The organism is Sorangium sp. So ce128, assembly GCF_051525245.1.
GTDB classification, from domain to species: Bacteria; Myxococcota_A; Polyangia; order Polyangiales; family Polyangiaceae; genus Sorangium; species Sorangium cellulosum_B.
On record NZ_CP150313.1, the window covers coordinates 10,266,875 to 10,283,317 of the forward strand.

Annotated in this window: 13 protein-coding genes; 7 read left to right on the top strand and 6 right to left on the bottom strand. The window is 68.2% G+C overall.

What is annotated here, in order from left to right; translation table 11 throughout:
• Positions 1-30: 30 nt before the first annotated feature.
• Both WME82_RS38860 and WME82_RS38865 read right to left on the bottom strand, forming a co-directional pair.
• Positions 31-513 (bottom strand): hypothetical protein, encoded by a 483-nt coding sequence (locus WME82_RS38860; RefSeq protein ID WP_437711171.1) that lies wholly within the window; start codon positions 511-513, stop codon positions 31-33.
• Complete coding sequence (locus WME82_RS38865; protein ID WP_437741571.1) at positions 510-1,043, bottom strand: hypothetical protein; 534 nt, start codon at positions 1,041-1,043, stop codon at positions 510-512. Before WME82_RS38865 ends, WME82_RS38860 begins: the two co-directional genes overlap by 4 nt.
• A gap of 177 nt (positions 1,044-1,220) precedes the next feature.
• Between WME82_RS38865 and dacB the strand changes: the two genes are divergently transcribed.
• Positions 1,221-2,795 (top strand): D-alanyl-D-alanine carboxypeptidase/D-alanyl-D-alanine endopeptidase, encoded by a 1,575-nt coding sequence (dacB, locus tag WME82_RS38870; RefSeq protein ID WP_438039451.1) that lies wholly within the window; start codon positions 1,221-1,223, stop codon positions 2,793-2,795.
• A gap of 163 nt (positions 2,796-2,958) precedes the next feature.
• Here the strand turns inward: dacB and WME82_RS38875 are convergent, their stop codons facing one another.
• The 4 genes from WME82_RS38875 to WME82_RS38890 all read right to left on the bottom strand — a co-directional run bounded on the left by WME82_RS38875 (position 2,959) and on the right by WME82_RS38890 (position 10,453).
• A complete protein-coding gene (locus WME82_RS38875; RefSeq protein ID WP_437741573.1) occupies positions 2,959-4,443 on the bottom strand; it encodes a sigma-70 family RNA polymerase sigma factor in 1,485 nt (494 codons plus the stop codon).
• Between the two features lie 1,422 nt (positions 4,444-5,865).
• The gene (rplT, locus tag WME82_RS38880; RefSeq protein ID WP_012239853.1) at positions 5,866-6,225 is read right to left on the bottom strand and encodes a 50S ribosomal protein L20; all 360 of its coding nucleotides are present in this window, start codon (positions 6,223-6,225) and stop codon (positions 5,866-5,868) included.
• A 26-nt stretch (positions 6,226-6,251) separates the two neighbouring features.
• Complete coding sequence (rpmI, locus tag WME82_RS38885) at positions 6,252-6,449, bottom strand: 50S ribosomal protein L35 (RefSeq protein WP_012239854.1); 198 nt, start codon at positions 6,447-6,449, stop codon at positions 6,252-6,254.
• Positions 6,450-6,643: 194 nt separating this feature from the next.
• Positions 6,644-10,453 carry a DUF3857 domain-containing protein gene (locus WME82_RS38890; protein WP_438039452.1) on the bottom strand — a complete coding sequence of 1,270 codons (3,810 nt, stop codon included), beginning with the start codon at positions 10,451-10,453 and terminating at the stop codon, positions 6,644-6,646.
• A 755-nt stretch (positions 10,454-11,208) separates the two neighbouring features.
• On the opposite strand from WME82_RS38890, the gene WME82_RS38895 reads away from it, so the two are divergent.
• The 6 genes from WME82_RS38895 to rimI all read left to right on the top strand — a co-directional run bounded on the left by WME82_RS38895 (position 11,209) and on the right by rimI (position 16,438).
• Positions 11,209-11,691 (top strand): roadblock/LC7 domain-containing protein, encoded by a 483-nt coding sequence (locus WME82_RS38895; protein ID WP_012239856.1) that lies wholly within the window; start codon positions 11,209-11,211, stop codon positions 11,689-11,691.
• Between the two features lie 11 nt (positions 11,692-11,702).
• Complete coding sequence (locus WME82_RS38900) at positions 11,703-12,293, top strand: GTP-binding protein (protein ID WP_012239857.1); 591 nt, start codon at positions 11,703-11,705, stop codon at positions 12,291-12,293.
• A 499-nt stretch (positions 12,294-12,792) separates the two neighbouring features.
• Positions 12,793-13,266: a hypothetical protein gene (locus WME82_RS38905; RefSeq protein WP_438039453.1), complete on the top strand. Its 474-nt coding sequence runs from the start codon at positions 12,793-12,795 to the stop codon at positions 13,264-13,266.
• 99 nt (positions 13,267-13,365) lie between these two features.
• The gene (gene alr / locus WME82_RS38910; RefSeq protein WP_438039454.1) at positions 13,366-14,646 is read left to right on the top strand and encodes an alanine racemase; all 1,281 of its coding nucleotides are present in this window, start codon (positions 13,366-13,368) and stop codon (positions 14,644-14,646) included.
• Between the two features lie 62 nt (positions 14,647-14,708).
• Positions 14,709-15,917 carry a vWA domain-containing protein gene (locus WME82_RS38915; RefSeq protein ID WP_438039455.1) on the top strand — a complete coding sequence of 403 codons (1,209 nt, stop codon included), beginning with the start codon at positions 14,709-14,711 and terminating at the stop codon, positions 15,915-15,917.
• Entirely contained in the window at positions 15,914-16,438 is a 525-nt protein-coding gene (rimI, locus tag WME82_RS38920) for a ribosomal protein S18-alanine N-acetyltransferase (protein ID WP_438039456.1), read from the top strand. The genes WME82_RS38915 and rimI overlap by 4 nt, the downstream gene beginning before the upstream one ends.
• Positions 16,439-16,443 lie beyond the last annotated feature (5 nt).

Consider the following 16,443-nt stretch of genomic DNA (forward strand, 5'->3'; position numbering starts at 1 on the left):
CACCGCGCGGCCCGCGTGGTTCTCGGTAGCTCAGAACGTGCCGACGACGCCGATGCCCATGCCGGTCGCGGTGATCACCGGGGCCGGCCGCACCGTCAGCGCCGCAGGGGTCGAAGGCTGCGCCGAGCGCGCCTCCGTGGTCATGAAGATCCCTTCGCCGACGAGACCCAGACCGGCGAGCTGCGCGAGCCCACCGATGGCGGTGAGAGCCCCGCGAACGTACAGCGTCGCTCCGCAGTCCGGATCGTCCGCGGCGCAGCCGTTCTTGGCGAGCGCGAGCCATGGACCAGCGATCGGGATCTTCAGCTCACTCGCCCCAGGGACCTCCGGCCATGACGATGCGGCGAGGAACGCCGCGCCGTAGGCGAGCGCCGTCACGGCCACCCCGCCGACGATGACCTTCACGCGTGCCGAGGACGGCGGGTACCGCGGAGGCGCCGCCGGCTCCTCCGCGCCGGCAGAGGCAGCGGCCAACCCCAGCGCGGCGACGACGGCGATCGAGGCGAATTTCATGGCGTCTTCGTTCCGGAAGCTCCCGCGCCCGACTTCTTGGACGGCAGCTTCACGGTGTACGGGACCTCGAGCGGATCACCCTCGAACGGCAGCACGATCTCTCCGACGAAGGCGCGCTTCACGCAGGATTCGGCGGGCGTCCCTGCGAAGGGCGGCCCGACCAACACGTCGGTCACGCGTCCCTTCTGGCCGTCGAACACGACCTTGACCTCTCCCTCGCCCGTCGGCGCGTTGGACACGACCTCGGCGCAGTTCGCCGCCTTGTCCCCTCCGCGTCGCAGGGCGATCTCCATCTGCTTCTTCTGATCGGGGTTGAGCCCGCCCCCGCTGTCCGCCGACGCGCCCGCCTCGGAGCCGGAGCTCCCCGCCTCGGCGCCGGAGCTCCCCGTCTCAGCGGGTGCGGCAACATCAGACGGTGCCTGATCGAAGTTGTAGTCTTCCCCTGCCTGCTTGGGCTTGGCGCCGGAGCATGCTGCAGCCGCGAGGATGATGAGCGGCAAGAGCGCGCGGGTCGAATGCTGCTGGGACACGGTGTCCTCCCTTCGAACAGAGCGTGAAGGAGCGTCTGCGCGCACCCTAGCAAGCTCTCCTTTCCGAGGACAACCCCGAGCGCACACGCGCGCACCGATGAGCGACGCCGGGCTGCGACGACCGGTCGACCGGAGGAGGCGTCCGCGGTGGAGGCGTTGTAGAGGCGGAGACATCTCATGCCTCGACATCCCCGCCGTACAGTCTCCGCGGTCGCGCTCGTGCTCTCGTCGCTCCTCGCCCGCCCCGGCGGCTCCCAGCCGCTCGACAGCGGCGCCGCTCCCGCTGACCGCTCGACCCCCACGGCGAGGCCGACCCAGGGAGCCCCCGTCTCTCCGAGCGCGCCCCCAGCGCCCCTCGCGTCGCACGAACCTCGAAAAATCGACCCTGAGCGCGCTCGAGCGCGGATCGAGACGCTCGTTACCGACGTGCGCCGCCTGGGGGGACGGGTCGGCGTGCTCGCCCTCGACGTCGCCAGCGGCGCAGCGCTCGCGGCCTTCGATCAGCGCGGCCTGTACAACCCTGCATCCAACGCGAAGCTCTTCACGGCAGCCGCCGCGCTTCGCCTGCTCGGGCCGAGCTACCGCTACCTGACCGGCCTCTATGGGGACGCGTCGAACGGAACCGTCGCCGAGCTCGTGCTCCGGGGTTCGGGCGATCCCTCCCTCAGGACGCGTGATCTCTGGGAGATGGCGCGCTCCTTGAGGGCGTCCGGCGTCCGGAAGGTCGCGGCGATCGCGATCGACCAAGGCTACTTTGACACGCGCTACGTGCCTCCAGCCTTCGAACAGCAGCCGGAGGAGTGGGCGGCCTTCCGCGCCCCGGTCGCGGCAGCCTCGCTGAACGCGAACGCCTTGCTCTTCACGGTGCGCCCGTCGAAGGCGGGGCAGGCTGCCTCCGTCGCGATCGATCCCCCGGGCTTCACGCTGCTCCAGGGCACGGTGACCACCGCGAGGCGCGGCACACCAGAGAAGCTCGGGGTCCGGCTCGAACCGAACGGCGAGCGCCTCGTCGCGCACCTCAGCGGGCACATCCCAGAGGGCGGCCGCGCGGTGAGCCTGGCGAGGCGAGTCGACGATCCCCGCCTGGTCGCAGCGTATGCGCTCAAGGAGATGCTGCTGGAGGTGGGCGTCGACGTCTCCGGCGAGGTGCGGCTCGGCGGTGAGCGCCAGAAGCGGCTCCTCGTGGCCCACCGCTCGGCGCCGCTCGGCGAGCTCCTCTCCGCCCTCGGGAAGGACAGCGACAACTTCTACGCGGAGACGATCTTCAAGACGCTCGCCGCAGAGAAGCGCGGGCGCCCCGGCACGGCCGAGGGTGCCGCGGAGGTGGTCGGCGAGACCCTCAGGGAGCTCGATGCGTTCGGACAGGACGTCGTCTTGAGGAACGGCTCGGGCTTGTTCGACGCCGCTCGCGCATCACCGGAGGCCATCGTCCGGCTGCTGCGCGCCGCGCTTCTCGATCCGGCGCTCGGCGCAGATTTCACCGCGCAGCTCGCGATCGGCGGTGTCGACGGCACCTTGCGCAGCCGCTTCCGTGGGTGGTCGAAGGAGCGCGCCATCCGTGCCAAGACGGGAACGCTCGCCTCGGTCGTCGCATTGTCTGGCTACATCCTCGCGCCCCCTGGTCGTTCCCCGATCGCCTTCGCCGTGCTCGCCTCCGACGTCCCAGGGAAGATCGACCCCGCGCGAAGGGCCATCGACCACTTCGTCGAGTCGCTCGCCGACGAGCTCTGGAAGGACGCACGCACGCCGTGAGAGCGCGGGCTGTCTCGTGTCGGCCCGCTGGGCTGCGGTGAGCTCCGGCTCCCGCTCACCTCGGCGCGCCCCCACGCAGGGGCGTGTTCGGGCGGCTCACGCAAAGCGGCCGCGCAGCATGACGCCGCGCGGCCGCTTCACCGACTCGTGCTGAGCTCGTCGCTCAGTAGTCGCGCATCTGCTTGCGGATCTTCCCGAGCGCCTGCTCCTGGAGCTGACGGATGCGCTCGCGCGACAGGTTGTACTTGTCGCCGATCTCCTTGAGCGTGAGCTCGTCCTCGTCGTCGAGGCCGAAGCGCCAGCGGATGATCCGCGACTCGATCGGCGTGAGCGTGGTCAGGAGACGCCGGACCTCGTCGCTCCACTTCCTGTTGGCCAGGTGATCGAACGGCGACAGCGCGTTCTCCTCCTGAAGGAAGTCGATGAACTTGCGTCCATCCTCGTCACCGACCGGACGATCGAGCGAGAAAGGCGTCTCCGCGTAGAAGTCCTTCACCTTGTCGAGCTTCTCGCGCGGAACCCCCGTCTCCTTCTCGAGCTCCTCGATGGTCGGCTCATGCCCCGTGCGCGCGATGATCGCCTGCGTCGCCCGCGCCACGCGGTTGTACGTATCGAGCATGTGGACCGGGATGCGGACCGCGCGGCCCTTGTCGGCCAAGGCGCGGCTGATCGCATGCCTGATCCACCACGATGCATACGTCGAGAAGCGGTAGCCACGGCTGTGGTCGAAGCGCTCCACCGCCTTCATCAGGCCGATGTTGCCTTCCTGGATCAGATCGATGAGCGGCAGGCGCCCGCGGTTGTAGCGCCGCGCGATCGACACGACGAGCCGCAGGTTGGCCTTCACGAAGCGGTTCTTCGCGTCGTGCTGCGCCTGGAAGGATCGCTCGACCCGATCGAGGTAACGGCGGTAGGAGCCAGACATCGGGAGCCTCGGCCGCGTGGGGCGGGTCTCCTCGGGATCGCTCACGTCGTCCTCGAAGTCGGGCTCGCGCACGAGATCGCGCGCGATGCTGAAGGCACGCGCCATCCAGAGGCGATCCGAGTCAGGCAGGCGGACAGCCGCAGCGAGCTCCTCGGAGAGCTGGGTCCACGGCTTCTCCTGCTCGGCGAGCAGCTTTCCCTTCTGCTTCTTCGCCAGGCGAACGAGCTTCTGCATCTCCGCGATCTGAGGAGCCTTCACCTCGTCCTCACCCGCCTTGGCGACATCCTCCTCGAGCGCGGTGAGGATGTACTCGGCCGCAGGCAGGTAGGAGAGGAGAGCCACCCAGTGCTCCACCTCCGTGCGCTCGACCGCCCGCGCGGTGTCGAGCTCCTCGTCCGGCCCCATGACGGGGTGGAGCGCCATGTCGCGGAAATAGCGGGCGAGCATCGAGTCACCGCCCCCGTCCTCGACATCCTTCAGCTCCCGATCCTGGTTCCTCGCGCGCTCGGGCTGAGGCAGCCGATCGAGCGGTCCAAGGTCCAGATCGATGAAGTCAGCCGCCCGTTCCTCATCGAGGATCTCGGCCGGGCGGGGTCGCACAGCCGTCTCCTCCGTCTGGTCGTCTTCCAGAAGGCCGAGCGCTGCGATTTCCGGCGTGGCCGTCCCACCCTGAGCGAGCGGGTCGCCCTTCACTACAGTGGCGTTGCTCTTGGTCGACCTCATGGCGGCTCCCTCCACGGTGGTAGCTCCTTGAAAGTGCGAGCGCGGCGACTGGTTGTCCCCGAAATCTTCGACCTCGGAGACCTCCAACTCGGTGGTCTGCGATGCCCCCCGCCGGGGAGCCGATGCGGTCTCGGCCCCCTGCGAGCTCTTGGATGCCGCGAGCCGCGCAGAGGCACCTACAGCAGAGGACTTGGCGTTTCTCCGCGCAGTTTCTGGACGGCGGGCGGTCGACGTGCTCATCTTGGTCTTTGTGTCGGCGTTCACTTCTAAACGGCTGACCTTGCGAGATTGAAATGTCTCGCCACCTTTTGACGGCAGGCGAGACGATTTCGTGCCAAACAGAGGGGAGGAGCTGACCGAAGGAGCCCCTGTTGAAACTGGCAACCGCTGGTGCTTTCTTTTGATTCCGGTCGAACTCTTCTCACCTGAGGCAGGTCTGCTCTTGCAGAATGATGCTCCTGCGCCAGTCCCCGGTAGCAGCCCAGCTTCAGAAGCAAAAACAGTGCCTTTTTTAGCGTGCGTTCCCGCTTCTCCTGTTTGAGAGCTCGGCCTGGGTGCGCTATGTAGAGCGGAAGGCGCTGTCCATGTCCTGTCGAGCGAGACATTTCGCTGCGACCGAGCCGAACTGCATGGCTGGGTACGCTTTCGGGGACGCAACAACATCGGCAACCTGTACTCCTTGGGGACACCTCGAGCTCGCCAGCGTTCCGCGGTTCGGTGGGTCCGCCCTCGCAAGCACAGGCAGGGGAATTTCGCTGTCTTTTCCAGCGTGTAGGAACCCGCACCTAGCCGCTGAGGCCGTTCTCTCAGTGAGCTTCGATGTTTCCTGAACCTGGGCCTCCCGATGGCAATGTCGAGCCCTCACCCGACGGACGAAGGCGGAGAAGGTTATTTTTCGCGACAGACCGCCTGGAAAGTTAGAAATTCCGGCAATTTGTTTAGCCTCAGCGGAATTTATCGCTAAGTCTGTCCCCTGGGAAGGGACCGGGATCACGCCTTAGGTCGGTCAGGCCTCGGCTTGGGACGCAGAGCCCCTGAGAGACAACGAACGGTCGGCCAGTCGCCAGTGGACTGGGCTGGGTCGGAGTTTACCCTGATCGCACGATCATAGGGTGCCATCGGTGGTGCATAGCAGGTGCGCACGGAATGCACGCTGCGCATTTGCTCGGTGCCTAATTGCCTCACACTGATGATGCTGATCAGCGTCAGCGACGGCAGCCGCACGTCCCCGCCTGAGGGATGCACCCGAACTCTACGTCTGCGATGCAACCCAAGGGAGCGCTCGCAACGGAGGCGAGTCAAATATACGAAATATTAGGATAATCGGGCACTGACAAGGAACGGGAGGCGGCCTTGGCCAATTTCGACCGTTCCGCATCGGGGTGGTCGAACGGCGGGCTCAAGACCACCCCCGCGGAGCCGTCACTTCGCCGCTGCGGGCGAAGCGAGCTTCGCCACGGCGCCGAACGACGCAGGATCGTGGATCGCGATCTCCGAGAGGATCTTCCGATCGAGGGCGATGCCTGCCTTCTTGAGCCCGCTGACGAGGCGGGAGTAAGTCGTGCCGTTGAGGCGCGCGGCAGCGTTGATCCTGGTGATCCAGAGACGACGGAAATCCCGCTTCTTGAGCTTGCGGCTGATGTAGCCGTACTCCCAGGCGTGGCGGAGCACCTCAACCGCCTGGCGGAAGCGGTTCTTTCGGCCGAGGAAGTAGCCCTCGGTCTGGTTGAGGACACGGTTGCGACGGCGACGGGCCTTGAAGCCTCTCTTTACACGCGGCATCGGTAATTTACCTCACTGCTCCAGGGTCAGCCGTAGGGAAGAAGCAGCTTGACGCGCTTCTCCATCGCCGAATCGACCATGTCGTTCTTGCGGAGACGACGCAGACGCTTCTTGCTCTTCTCCTGCATGCAGTGGTTGAGCCCGCCCTTGCTGCGGCGAATGCGGCCGGAGCCGGTCACCTTGAAGCGCTTGGCCGCGGCGCGGTTGGTCTTCATCTTCGGCATGATGCCCTCGATCCGAATGCCTATCGCTCCCGGCGGCCACCGCTCCGAACCACCGGAGAGGCTGTTCTGCGCCGCAGGGATGCGTAGAGGGGGCGCTTTATGGCGATCCGGCGTGGGGTTGTCAAGTGCCCAGGCAGCGGCTAGGGGCCGGTCGGCGCGCCGAAGGGCCGGGGGTCAGGGCGTCGCTCAGTCGCTCACTTTCCGAACACCACCCGCTGACCGAAGACGCGGTCCGCCGTCTCGCAGAACGTTCGGAAGGCCATGTACTCGGACGGCTTGATCCGGGACTTCGTGAGGGAGATCTGACTGCGGACGACGATCTTCCCCGCGGACTGCTCGACCGAGAGCGAGAACTTGCCGAAGGGGGTGTCCACGTCCTGGGGCAGAGGCGCCCTGGTGACACGCCACCCGGCAGGGATCCGGATGGTCCATTCATCCCGGCGCGTGGTGAGCGCGGGGATGATCACGTCGCGGGTGCGCGCCGAGAGGGAGGCGAACTCGGTGGCGAGACGCTGCGTGGGGACAGCCGGGACCGACAGGCTGTCGCCCTCCCTTCGAGCAAGCGCGACGGCTCTTCCTCGAGCCCGCAGCTTCGCCGGCTGCTCGATGTCCTCGAGATCGTTCACCTCGACCCCGGCCTTCCCGGGGGCCAGCTCGACCGCGCCGAAATCCGTGGCGAGGTCACGAGCTGCTCGGTCGCGGCGCGTCCCCTCCGCCATGTAGCGGGTCCGCCACTCCGGCGCGGACGCACCGGCCACCTGGATGTCGACCCCGAGCTGAGCTGATCCGTCGGCGCTGACCGCGATGTCGACGTTCCGGTGCACGACCGAGGCCTCGGGAGCAGGCTCCGGGAGGCGAACGAGCTTCGGCTTGCCCTCGTTGATCTGAAGCGCCATCGCTCCGCGATCCATGATCGGAAGCTCGGTCGAGCCCGAGTGCTCCGCCGTTCCGTCGAGGTAAAGGTCGAGCGACGGCACGTACGCGATCGCGTGGTCGAACGGAGCAAGGCTCGCGGGCTCCGGCCCGATGTCGCCTCGCATGCGGGTGCGCACGAGCACGATCGTCGCTGGGATGCCGATCTCGCGGAGCATCGTGACGATCAGCGTCGCCTTGTCCTTGCAGTCGCCCCAGCCACGAGCGAGCGTCTGCGCACACCTCCTCGGGCGAATCCCCTCGATGCCGAACTCGAGCGCCACGTAGCGCGTCTCGGTCGCGTACTTGTAAATCGCGCGGACCTTGCTCCGATCGTCGGCAAGGTTCTTCGTGATCTCGCGCACCCGCTTCCGCACCTCATCATCCACATCGAACTGCTCACGCGCGAGGCCCCAGTACCAGGAGCCGACCTCGTCCCAGGTCTTGAAGGTCGAGACGTGGACGTGCGCGAGGATCTCGGACCACGCGGGCATCGCCGGCTCGGGCGCCACCGGCGGCACCGAGGCGGCAGAGAAGCGGAAGATGCGCCGCTCGGCGTCCTCCTTGGTCTCGCGCACGAGGCCAGGGAGGTCGGATGCGAAGAGGTGGAACTGCCTCGTCTTCGGGGTGATCAGCACATACTCGCTGCTGGCGATCGGCTCATCCCCCTGGAGGAACTCGATCTCGCCGAAGTGATCGGCGATCTCGTTGCGAGGGCTGACGTCATCGACGCGGTAGCGCAGCTCGACGACGTCGCCGGCGTTGAGCCGCGGGAAGCTGACGTAGAACGTGCGCGCCGATGTGTACATCGCGAGCGCCGGGTTGTTCGCCCCCGATTCCCCGCTCTCGATCGCCCCGTCGACCTTGCCGTCTGCTCGGTAGACCTTCGCGGCACGGAGGCTGACGGTCTGGCGATCGGCCTGGTACTCGAACGCGTACTGCCGGGCGCTCGCCGCAGCCTCGTCCGTCAGCGGCTGGAAGACGACCTGCCGGAACCGGCTCGCCAGGCCGTTCGGGAAGACGGTGGTGACCGTCAGGTTGCGCAGCGTGCGCTTGGGATACTGCCGGTCAGCGTTGCGCCGCATCGGGAGGAAGCGGTCGGGCGCCCAGGCGTAGGCCTCGTCAGCGCGCGGCTTCGGCGGCTCGATGTGCTCGATGTACTCGCGCACATCCTTCGCCTGAGGGCTGATCGCCAGGATCTGTTGCAGCATCTCCAGCTGCGATTCTCGGTTTCCCTCCTCGCCGTAGAGGTCCGAGAGAGCGCGCAGCGTTCCGACGTCTTCGGGCGCCATGGCGAGCGCGCGCTGATGGGCCGCGAGGGCGCGGTCGCCCTGGCCGAGCGCGCGGTACGTGCGCGCCGCGACCGTGCGAGCCCAGACGGAGTCAGGCTCGCTGCGGAGGAAGCGCTCGAGCCAGCGCTCCGCGCCGGCAGGGTCGCGGCGCGCCACCGCGAGCTCGACCTGCTGGTGAAGGAAGCTCGAGTCGTCGAACCGCAGCGCGGCGTAGCGCGCCTCCATCTCGGCGGCCTCCGTGTCGCGCCCGAGCGCGCGCAGCTGCGCCGCCGAGGCGCGGAGGAGCGAGACGCTGCTCGGCTGGCGCGCGAGCGCCCGCTCCAGCGTGGCGAGCGCGGTGCGCTTCAGCCCAGCCTCCACGTAGAGGTCCATGAGCCCGAGGACGGCCGCGACATGATCGGGATCGGAGGCCAGGATGCGCTCGTAGATCGGAGCCGCCTCCCGCCAGTTCGGGCTCGTCTGCGCGAGCCGAGCCTGCGAGAGCAGGACGTCGATGTCCTCACGACCGCCCGCGAGCGCGGCGGCGCGCTCGATCCACGCGCGCTGCTGGTTCCTGTCCTCGGAGAGCTGACCCGCGAGCAGGTAGCGACGCACGCTCGGCTCGGCCTCGGCGGAGCGCCGAGCGAGATCGCGCGCTCTGTGCTCCCCCTCGGCGTCGCCGCCGGTGAGCATGAGGTACCGCGCGAACGCCTCCAACACGGCGGGCGAAGGTCGAGCGGCGCTCGCGGCTCGCTCGAACGCTTGCATCGGCCCCTCGATGGCAGCCGCGCGCGCGGCGAGCTTCGCGCCGGAAGTTGACCCTTCGGCCTGCGCCCGCGCCCCGCCCGCGCGCCTCGCGTCAGCCGCTTCCCCCTGAGGCGCCGTGACCTGGGTTCCGATGTCCGAGGTCACATCCAGATCAAGATCCGGCGCCCCCTTCTCGTTGCCGATGCGCAGCGCGAACTTGGGCGCCGACGCACCTCCGCAGACCTTGATCGTCAAGCGGTTGTAGCCGGGCCGCAGCGTCACCGGCGCGGCGAACCGATCGATGTCGAGCTCGCGGTACCCCGGATCGGCCAGGACCTTCGCGCCGTTCCAGAACAGCTTGAACGCCCCGTCTGCCCCGACCCAGATCGAGATCGGCCGAGGAGCGCGCGTCCCAGCCTTCGCGCGGACGAACGTCGTCGCGTAGCCGCAGACGCTCTCCACCGGACGGATGAAATCGCCGAAATCAAACCACCCGTACTGGGGCGCCTCGGGGGGCACGCGCCAGCGGACCGCGCGCGCCTTGCCGTCGTACGTCCTGCCCGCAGCCACCGGCTGCTCGAGATCTTCCTCGGGCCCGAACGCCCGCTCGAAGCCCCCCTTGTTCTCGTTGTCGAACGGTCCGATCGTCGCCCAGCGGCCGATGAACCCGAGCTTCTGGATCCTCGCGACCGCTCCGTCGAGATCACCTCGACGCCTGCGCGCGTACGCCGAGAGGAGCTCCGCATAGACCTGGGTGGGCGCGCTGGTCGCGCCGGCCTCAGCGATCGACGCGATCGCCTCCTCGACCTGGGTCGGATCCGCGCGGTCCCACGTGCGCCAGAGCTCACGTAACGCGCCGTAGACCTCGGGGCCCCTCGCGGCGCGGACAGCCACGTGCGCGGAGAGCACCTCAGGGTGAACCGCGCCGAGCTCCGCGCGCGCGTCGGCGCCGAGCGACATGGCGCACGCCAAGGCCGCCGTCCCCACGGTGAGCGCGCAGAAGGAGCGCCCCCTCGTCGTCCCCGGGTTGAGCTCGATCTCACGGGGCTCGGCCCGGCTGAGCACGTCACGCATCCGAGGCGCTATCCCGTGGCCGAAGCCATCGGTCAAGCACAAGCCATGGCTGCAGAGGCGTCGCACCGGCCGAGGTCAAGGGGGTGCTGCCCACGAGCCGGCGGAACACACGCCGGCAGGAGGTCGTCCCCCAAGGCCGCGTTCAAGGCCGCGTTCATCGGGCCGCTTCATGAGCTCGCCGCGCCACGCGCGCCGATCCCGCGAATTTTGTCGATCTTCTGCGGGTACAGAGCGATGACACGCAGCGCGCCCCACACCAGCGCCCTCGGAAGAGGGCGCTGCGCCGTCGGACCGCATTCAACGAAGGAAACAATAACAATTCTCGATATTTATCATGCAGGCCTTCTGGGCGGACGGGCGCCTGGAAAAGGTCCGGAACCAAGCCTCCCCTAGGGGCAGGGGGAGCGAGCTCCGTCGGGGCCCGACAAGGCTCGGCGAGGTTCGGCCGTGCGATCCTCCAACTTCCAGAAAGGGCCGCCTTGCTCCGCCGCACCTGCTTCGGATAGAAACGTCCCAAGACGTACGGGTGCACGGTCGATGAGCAGCCGCACTGCGCGCTGCGAACCAGCCATGCAAGTCCCAAGGCAGTGAGCGTCACGCCGCGAACGTGGTACCGGTGGTAAGGCAAGCCCGCGCAGCGGGAAGCCAGTTGGATGACGATGGTCGGGGACCGCACGTGCGGCGCCCGGTGATGACAAGGGCGACAGAGCCCGCAATGCCCAGGGCCCCATCGCGAGAGCGCTGGCGGAGGAACGATGGTCAACCCTCAGATGGTGATGTACGAGGAGGAATTCAATCAGATCCAGAGCGTGGTGGATCGCCTCGTCAAGGACGCCAATGCGAAGGTCGTCTTCATCGTTGACAAAAACGGGCAACTGATCGCCGCGAGCGGAGACGTCGACAACCTCGACACCACGTCGCTCGCCTCGCTGACGGCGGGGAACATCGCCGCCACGGGCGGGATGGCGAAGCTCCTCAAGGAGAACGAGTTCGCCACTCAGTTCCACGAGGGTGAAAAGGCGAACATCCACATCCAGCTGGTCGGGAACCGCGTCATCCTCGTGGTGATCTTCGACTCAAAGTCGAGCCTCGGGTTGGTGAGGCTCCGGGTGCGAAAGGCGAGCGAGGAGCTCAACCACATCTTCGAAGCGCTGCTCAAGAAGGTGCAGGAGCCGGGCGCCGACTCGCCGTTCGCCGAGATCACCGACGAGGACATCGACAACCTCTTCAACGACTAGGAGCGCGGTCGATGAGCTTCATCAATTACATGGCGCGCGAGATCAACTGCAAGATCGTCTATTACGGCCCGGGTCTCTGCGGCAAGACGACGAACCTGCAGTACATCTATGAGCGCACCAACCCGGACGCGAAGGGGAAGATGATCTCCCTCGCCACGGAGACCGACCGGACACTCTTCTTCGACTTCCTCCCGCTCGCGCTGGGCGAGATCCGCGGCTTCAAGACGCGGTTCCACCTGTACACGGTGCCGGGGCAGGTCTTCTACGACGCGAGCCGCAAGCTCATCCTGAAAGGCGTCGACGGCGTGGTCTTCGTGGCAGACTCGCAGCTCGGCCGCATCGAGGCGAACCAGGAGTCGGTGGAGAACCTCCGCACGAACCTGGCCGAGCAGGGCTACTCGCTGGACAAGATCCCGTACGTCATCCAGTACAACAAGCGAGACCTGCCGGAGATCGGCACCGTCGAGGAGCTCCGCTCGCTGCTGAACCCGACGAACGTCCCCGATTTCGAGGGGGTCGCGCGGACCGGCGTCGGGGTGTTCGACACGCTCAAGGCGGTCGCCAAGCTGGTGCTGACCGAGCTGAAGAAGGGCGGCCCCTAGGTTCCAAGGGCCGGCCCCAGAGACTGGATCGAAGAACGCGCAGCGAGCGAGCCCGTGGACTCGCTCGCGCTCGGTGCAACGATCAGGTGCGCTGATAGATGCGGTTGCGCCGGTTGCGGTTCTTCGCCTTCAGCTTGGACCGGTGGCGCTTCGACTTGGAGCGCGTGGTCTTCCGAGGACCTTTCGACAGCATGAGGAACATGAACAGGCTCCGTTGAGGCGCCCGGCGCGGAGGCGTCGTGCCGCCGCCGCCGGTGCGAAGGGGCGGCAACGTACGGCATCACGGGCCAAAGTTCAACCGGAGAGCACCTCGACCGGGCGACCGGCAGGTTCCCGCGGCGGATAGGACAGGCCCTGGCACCAGGGCCGAGCTTTTCTGCTATCGGTGTTCCACGACGTGCGGTTCAGGACCCTCCTCTGCCTAGCCGCCGCCTCGGTGACCGCATGCGGCGCGAGCATCAACGCGGTCTACGAGGGGGACGTACGCTTCGAACACTGCATGGCGCTTGACTCGCTGGCCGACGTCAAGCCGACCCTGCGGCGCGCGTGCTGGGACGAGTGGCTTCAGTTCTGTACGTTCGGCCAGACGCGCGACCGTGTGGAGTACGCCACGCTGCGGGCCAGGCAGCTCAGCCACGCCAGCGATTTTGACGAAGGCGAGTGGACTCCGTCGAGCAGCCGAGCCCCTGCCGTGCCTGAGCCGACCAGCGCGCTCGCTCCGCCGCCCAGGCTCCTGACCGCCGACGTGGCCGCGCCGGCGGCAACGGAAGAGGCCCATGCAGACCCAAACGCGAACGACGGCGGCGCTGCGGCCTCGGCGTCGAACACCGCGGAGGAGGTTGCGCCGCCGGGAGCGAAGTGCAGCACGTCGTGCCAGACGGACTGGAAGGAATGCCAGGACGACTGCAAATCCGCCGCCTGCGAAAAAGGATGCTCCGGCAAGTACACGCGGTGCATGCGTCGCTGCTTCTGATCGACGTCGTCTGCTCTCCGCGCAGATGCCTCACCTTGTCACACCAAGATGGCCTGGAATCTTGACCCGCGATCGAGCGTAGAGCTATCGGCGTACACGATGTCCGCCTCGCACGCGCCCAAAGAGCTCAGCAGCACGACTCCTGATCGCAACGGCACGGCGTCGCCCCTCGATGGGCTCGGTGCGAGCGCAGGCCCCATGCGGGTGCTGCGACCACGGCGAGCGGCGCCCGCGGACGCCGTGCGGCCGACCCGCGCCGAGGTGAACCTCGCGCACCTGCGGCACAACCTGCGCGTCCTCGAGCGCGGGCTGACCGGCGCGATGAAGCCGCAGATCTGGGGGGTGCTCAAGGCCGATGCGTACGGCCACGGCGCGCCTGCGGTCGCACGGACGCTCGAGCGCGCAGGGATCCCCGGCCTGTGCGTCGCGTTGCTCGAGGAGGCCATCGAGCTGCGAGACGCCGGCATCCGGCTGCCCATCCTCGTCATGGGCGGCTACTACGGCCCGCGGCGCGACGGGTTCGAGGAGATCATCGCGCGCGATCTCGTGCCCGTCGTCTACGACGCTGGCCAGATCGAGCGCCTCGCGAGCGTGGTGCGGCTCGAGCAGCGCGGTCGCGTGGGCGTCCATCTCAAGGTCGACACCGGCATGGGACGGCTCGGGGCCGCGAGCTCGGAGATCGAGGCGGTGCTCGCGACGCTCGCCAAGCACCCGGAGGTGAAGCTCGACGGGCTCATGACCCACCTCGCCTGCGCGGACGCCGACGATCTCGGCGTGACGATCGAGCAGATGCGCCTCTTCGGGGAGATCGAGCAGCGAGCGAAGAGCTTCGGCCTCACGCCGCGGGTGCGGCACGCCTCGAACAGCGCGGCGATGCTGCGCCTCCCTGCGGCGCTGCTCGACATCGTCCGTCCGGGGGTCGCGCTCTTCGGAATATCGCCGTGCGCGGGGCTCGCGCCCGACCTCAAGCCGGTCATCCGGGTGCGCAGCGAGATCGTCGCGCTGCGCACGATCGCGAAGGGCGACAGGATCGGCTACGGCCACACCTGGCAAGCTTCCCGGGAGAGCGTCGTGGCCACCGTGCCGATGGGGTACGCCGACGGCCTGAGCCGCCAGCTCTCGAACCGCGGGGCCGCCCTCGTGCGCGGTCAACGTGCGCCGATCGCGGGCGCCGTGTCGATGGATCTCACGATGCTCGACGTGACGGATGTACCGGGAGCACGCCTGGGCGATGAGGTGGTGTTCCTCGGAACGCAGGACGGGCCGCTCGGGCGCGGCACGATCAGCGCTGAAGAGATCGCGGGGCTCACGGGGACGATCGCCTGGGAGGTGCTGACCAGCATCTCGCGCCGCGTGCCCAGGTTCTACCGCGAGCCCTGACCGCGCGCGGCGGCGCCAGCGCTGGCGCTGCCGGCTCGAACGGGCGTGATACGCTGCTCGCCATGAAGACGGCCGTGAAGCAGCGAGCCGGCGCCTGCGGCATGCTCCTCTGCATCCTAGCCGCGCTCGCGCTCGGCGGCGCGGCGATGACCGCATGCGAGGACGAGGTCACGAAGCAGCGCCCGCGCAGCGGCGCCGGTCAGGAGGCGCAGGAGCCGGAGGGCGGGTTCGATCCGGACACCGAAGAGCCGAGCGGACCACCAGCCGCAGATGCGGGAGGGCTCTGCGGCAACCGGATCCACCAGGTCGAGATCGCCGAAGCGCCGAACATCTACTTCGTCCTCGATGCGTCGGGCAGCATGCTCAGCCCCGCCTCCTCGAGCTCGAACGCGACCCGATACGACCGGGTCCATGACGCCGCGGTCGACCTCGTGCGCAACCTGGGCCCGCTGATCAACGTCGGCGCCGCCGTGTTCCCCCTGGACGCGACCGACGAGGCGCCGTGCAGGCCGGGCGGCGAGGTCTTCGCTGTCACGCCGGGGGCTCCCTTCGCAGAGGGACAGGAGGGCTCCACGACGACATCGCGGTTCCGCGCGGCGACGCGGGCCACGCCCTTCGGCGGCACGCCTACCGCGGCGACCCTCGCGGCGCTGACGCCGAAGCTCGTCGAGCTCCCCGGCAAGACCATCGTCGTGCTCGCGACCGACGGCGGTCCGAACTGCAACAGCTCGGCGATATGCGAGGCCGACGGGTGCATCGCCAACATCGAACAGCAGTGCCCCGACCCCGAGGAGAACTGCTGCTCGCCCTTGGGCCCCTCGGGCCCCGAAGGGTGCCTCGATCGCGACGATACGGTCGCCGCGATCGAGCGGCTCGCGGCGAGCGGGATCGAGGTCTACGTCGTCGGCATCCCGGGGAGCGAGTTCTACGGCGATGTCCTCGACCAGATGGCGCTCGCCGGCGGCACGGCGCAGTTCGTGAGCCCGTTCTACTTCAAGGTGGACAACCTCGACACGCTGGGGAACGTCCTCTCGAAGATCGCCAGCATCGTCGTCTCCTGCGAGTTCGACCTGGTCGACCCGCCTCCCGAGGCGGGACAGACGAACGTCTACCTGGACGACGAGCTGGTCGCCTACGACCCGGAGAACGGCTGGCGCTGGAAGTCGCCCGCCGTCGTCGAGCTCCTCGGGGAAGCCTGCACGAAGCTCAAGAGCGGGCGCGTGGGGCAAGTCCAGATCGTCTCCGGCTGTCCCACGGAGGTGGCGAGGTGAAGCGCGACGCGACGAGGCTCTCGGCCTCGCTGAGCCAGCTGACGGCCGACGCTGCGGACGAGGCTGCGCTCGACGAGATCGACGCCGTCGCGTCCGCGGCCTTCGACGTGCCGCAATTCTCCGCGCGAGAAGAGCTGCGCCGCCCCTGGACGCGCTGCTGGGTCGCGCGCGAAGAGCGGCGCGCGCTCGCCTTCCTCATCGCGTGGCACGTCGCCGACGAGCTCCACGTGCTGAACGTGGCCACCTGCCCGGCCGCGCGGCGGCGCGGGCTCGCGACGGCGTTGATGAATCGATCGCTCGAGTATGCGCAGCAGCAGCAAGTGCGGCTGATCCTGCTCGAGGTGCGCCGCTCGAACCGGGCAGCGATCCGGCTCTACCGGAAGCTCGGCTTCACCGCGATGGGGGTACGCCCTCGGTACTACAGCGACAACGGCGAGGATGCGATCGAGATGGTGCTCACGCTCGATCCAGCGACCGGCGCGGTGCAACCAGGCCACGACGAGATCCGCATCGAGATCTGAACCGC

What these genes read in the sequence shown, in the direction of transcription:
- WME82_RS38860 (WP_437711171.1), bottom strand. Translation starts at nt 513, where the DNA reads ATGAAATTCGCCTCGATCGCCGTCGTCGCCGCGCTGGGGTTGGCCGCT.
- dacB (WP_438039451.1), top strand. Translation starts at nt 1,221, where the DNA reads ATGCCTCGACATCCCCGCCGTACAGTCTCCGCGGTCGCGCTCGTGCTC.
- WME82_RS38875 (WP_437741573.1), bottom strand. Translation starts at nt 4,443, where the DNA reads ATGAGGTCGACCAAGAGCAACGCCACTGTAGTGAAGGGCGACCCGCTC.
- rplT (WP_012239853.1), bottom strand. Translation starts at nt 6,225, where the DNA reads ATGCCGCGTGTAAAGAGAGGCTTCAAGGCCCGTCGCCGTCGCAACCGT.
- rpmI (WP_012239854.1), bottom strand. Translation starts at nt 6,449, where the DNA reads ATGCCGAAGATGAAGACCAACCGCGCCGCGGCCAAGCGCTTCAAGGTG.
- WME82_RS38890 (WP_438039452.1), bottom strand. Translation starts at nt 10,453, where the DNA reads ATGCGTGACGTGCTCAGCCGGGCCGAGCCCCGTGAGATCGAGCTCAAC.
- WME82_RS38895 (WP_012239856.1), top strand. Translation starts at nt 11,209, where the DNA reads ATGGTCAACCCTCAGATGGTGATGTACGAGGAGGAATTCAATCAGATC.
- WME82_RS38900 (WP_012239857.1), top strand. Translation starts at nt 11,703, where the DNA reads ATGAGCTTCATCAATTACATGGCGCGCGAGATCAACTGCAAGATCGTC.
- WME82_RS38905 (WP_438039453.1), top strand. Translation starts at nt 12,793, where the DNA reads ATGGCGCTTGACTCGCTGGCCGACGTCAAGCCGACCCTGCGGCGCGCG.
- alr (WP_438039454.1), top strand. Translation starts at nt 13,366, where the DNA reads ATGTCCGCCTCGCACGCGCCCAAAGAGCTCAGCAGCACGACTCCTGAT.
- WME82_RS38915 (WP_438039455.1), top strand. Translation starts at nt 14,709, where the DNA reads ATGAAGACGGCCGTGAAGCAGCGAGCCGGCGCCTGCGGCATGCTCCTC.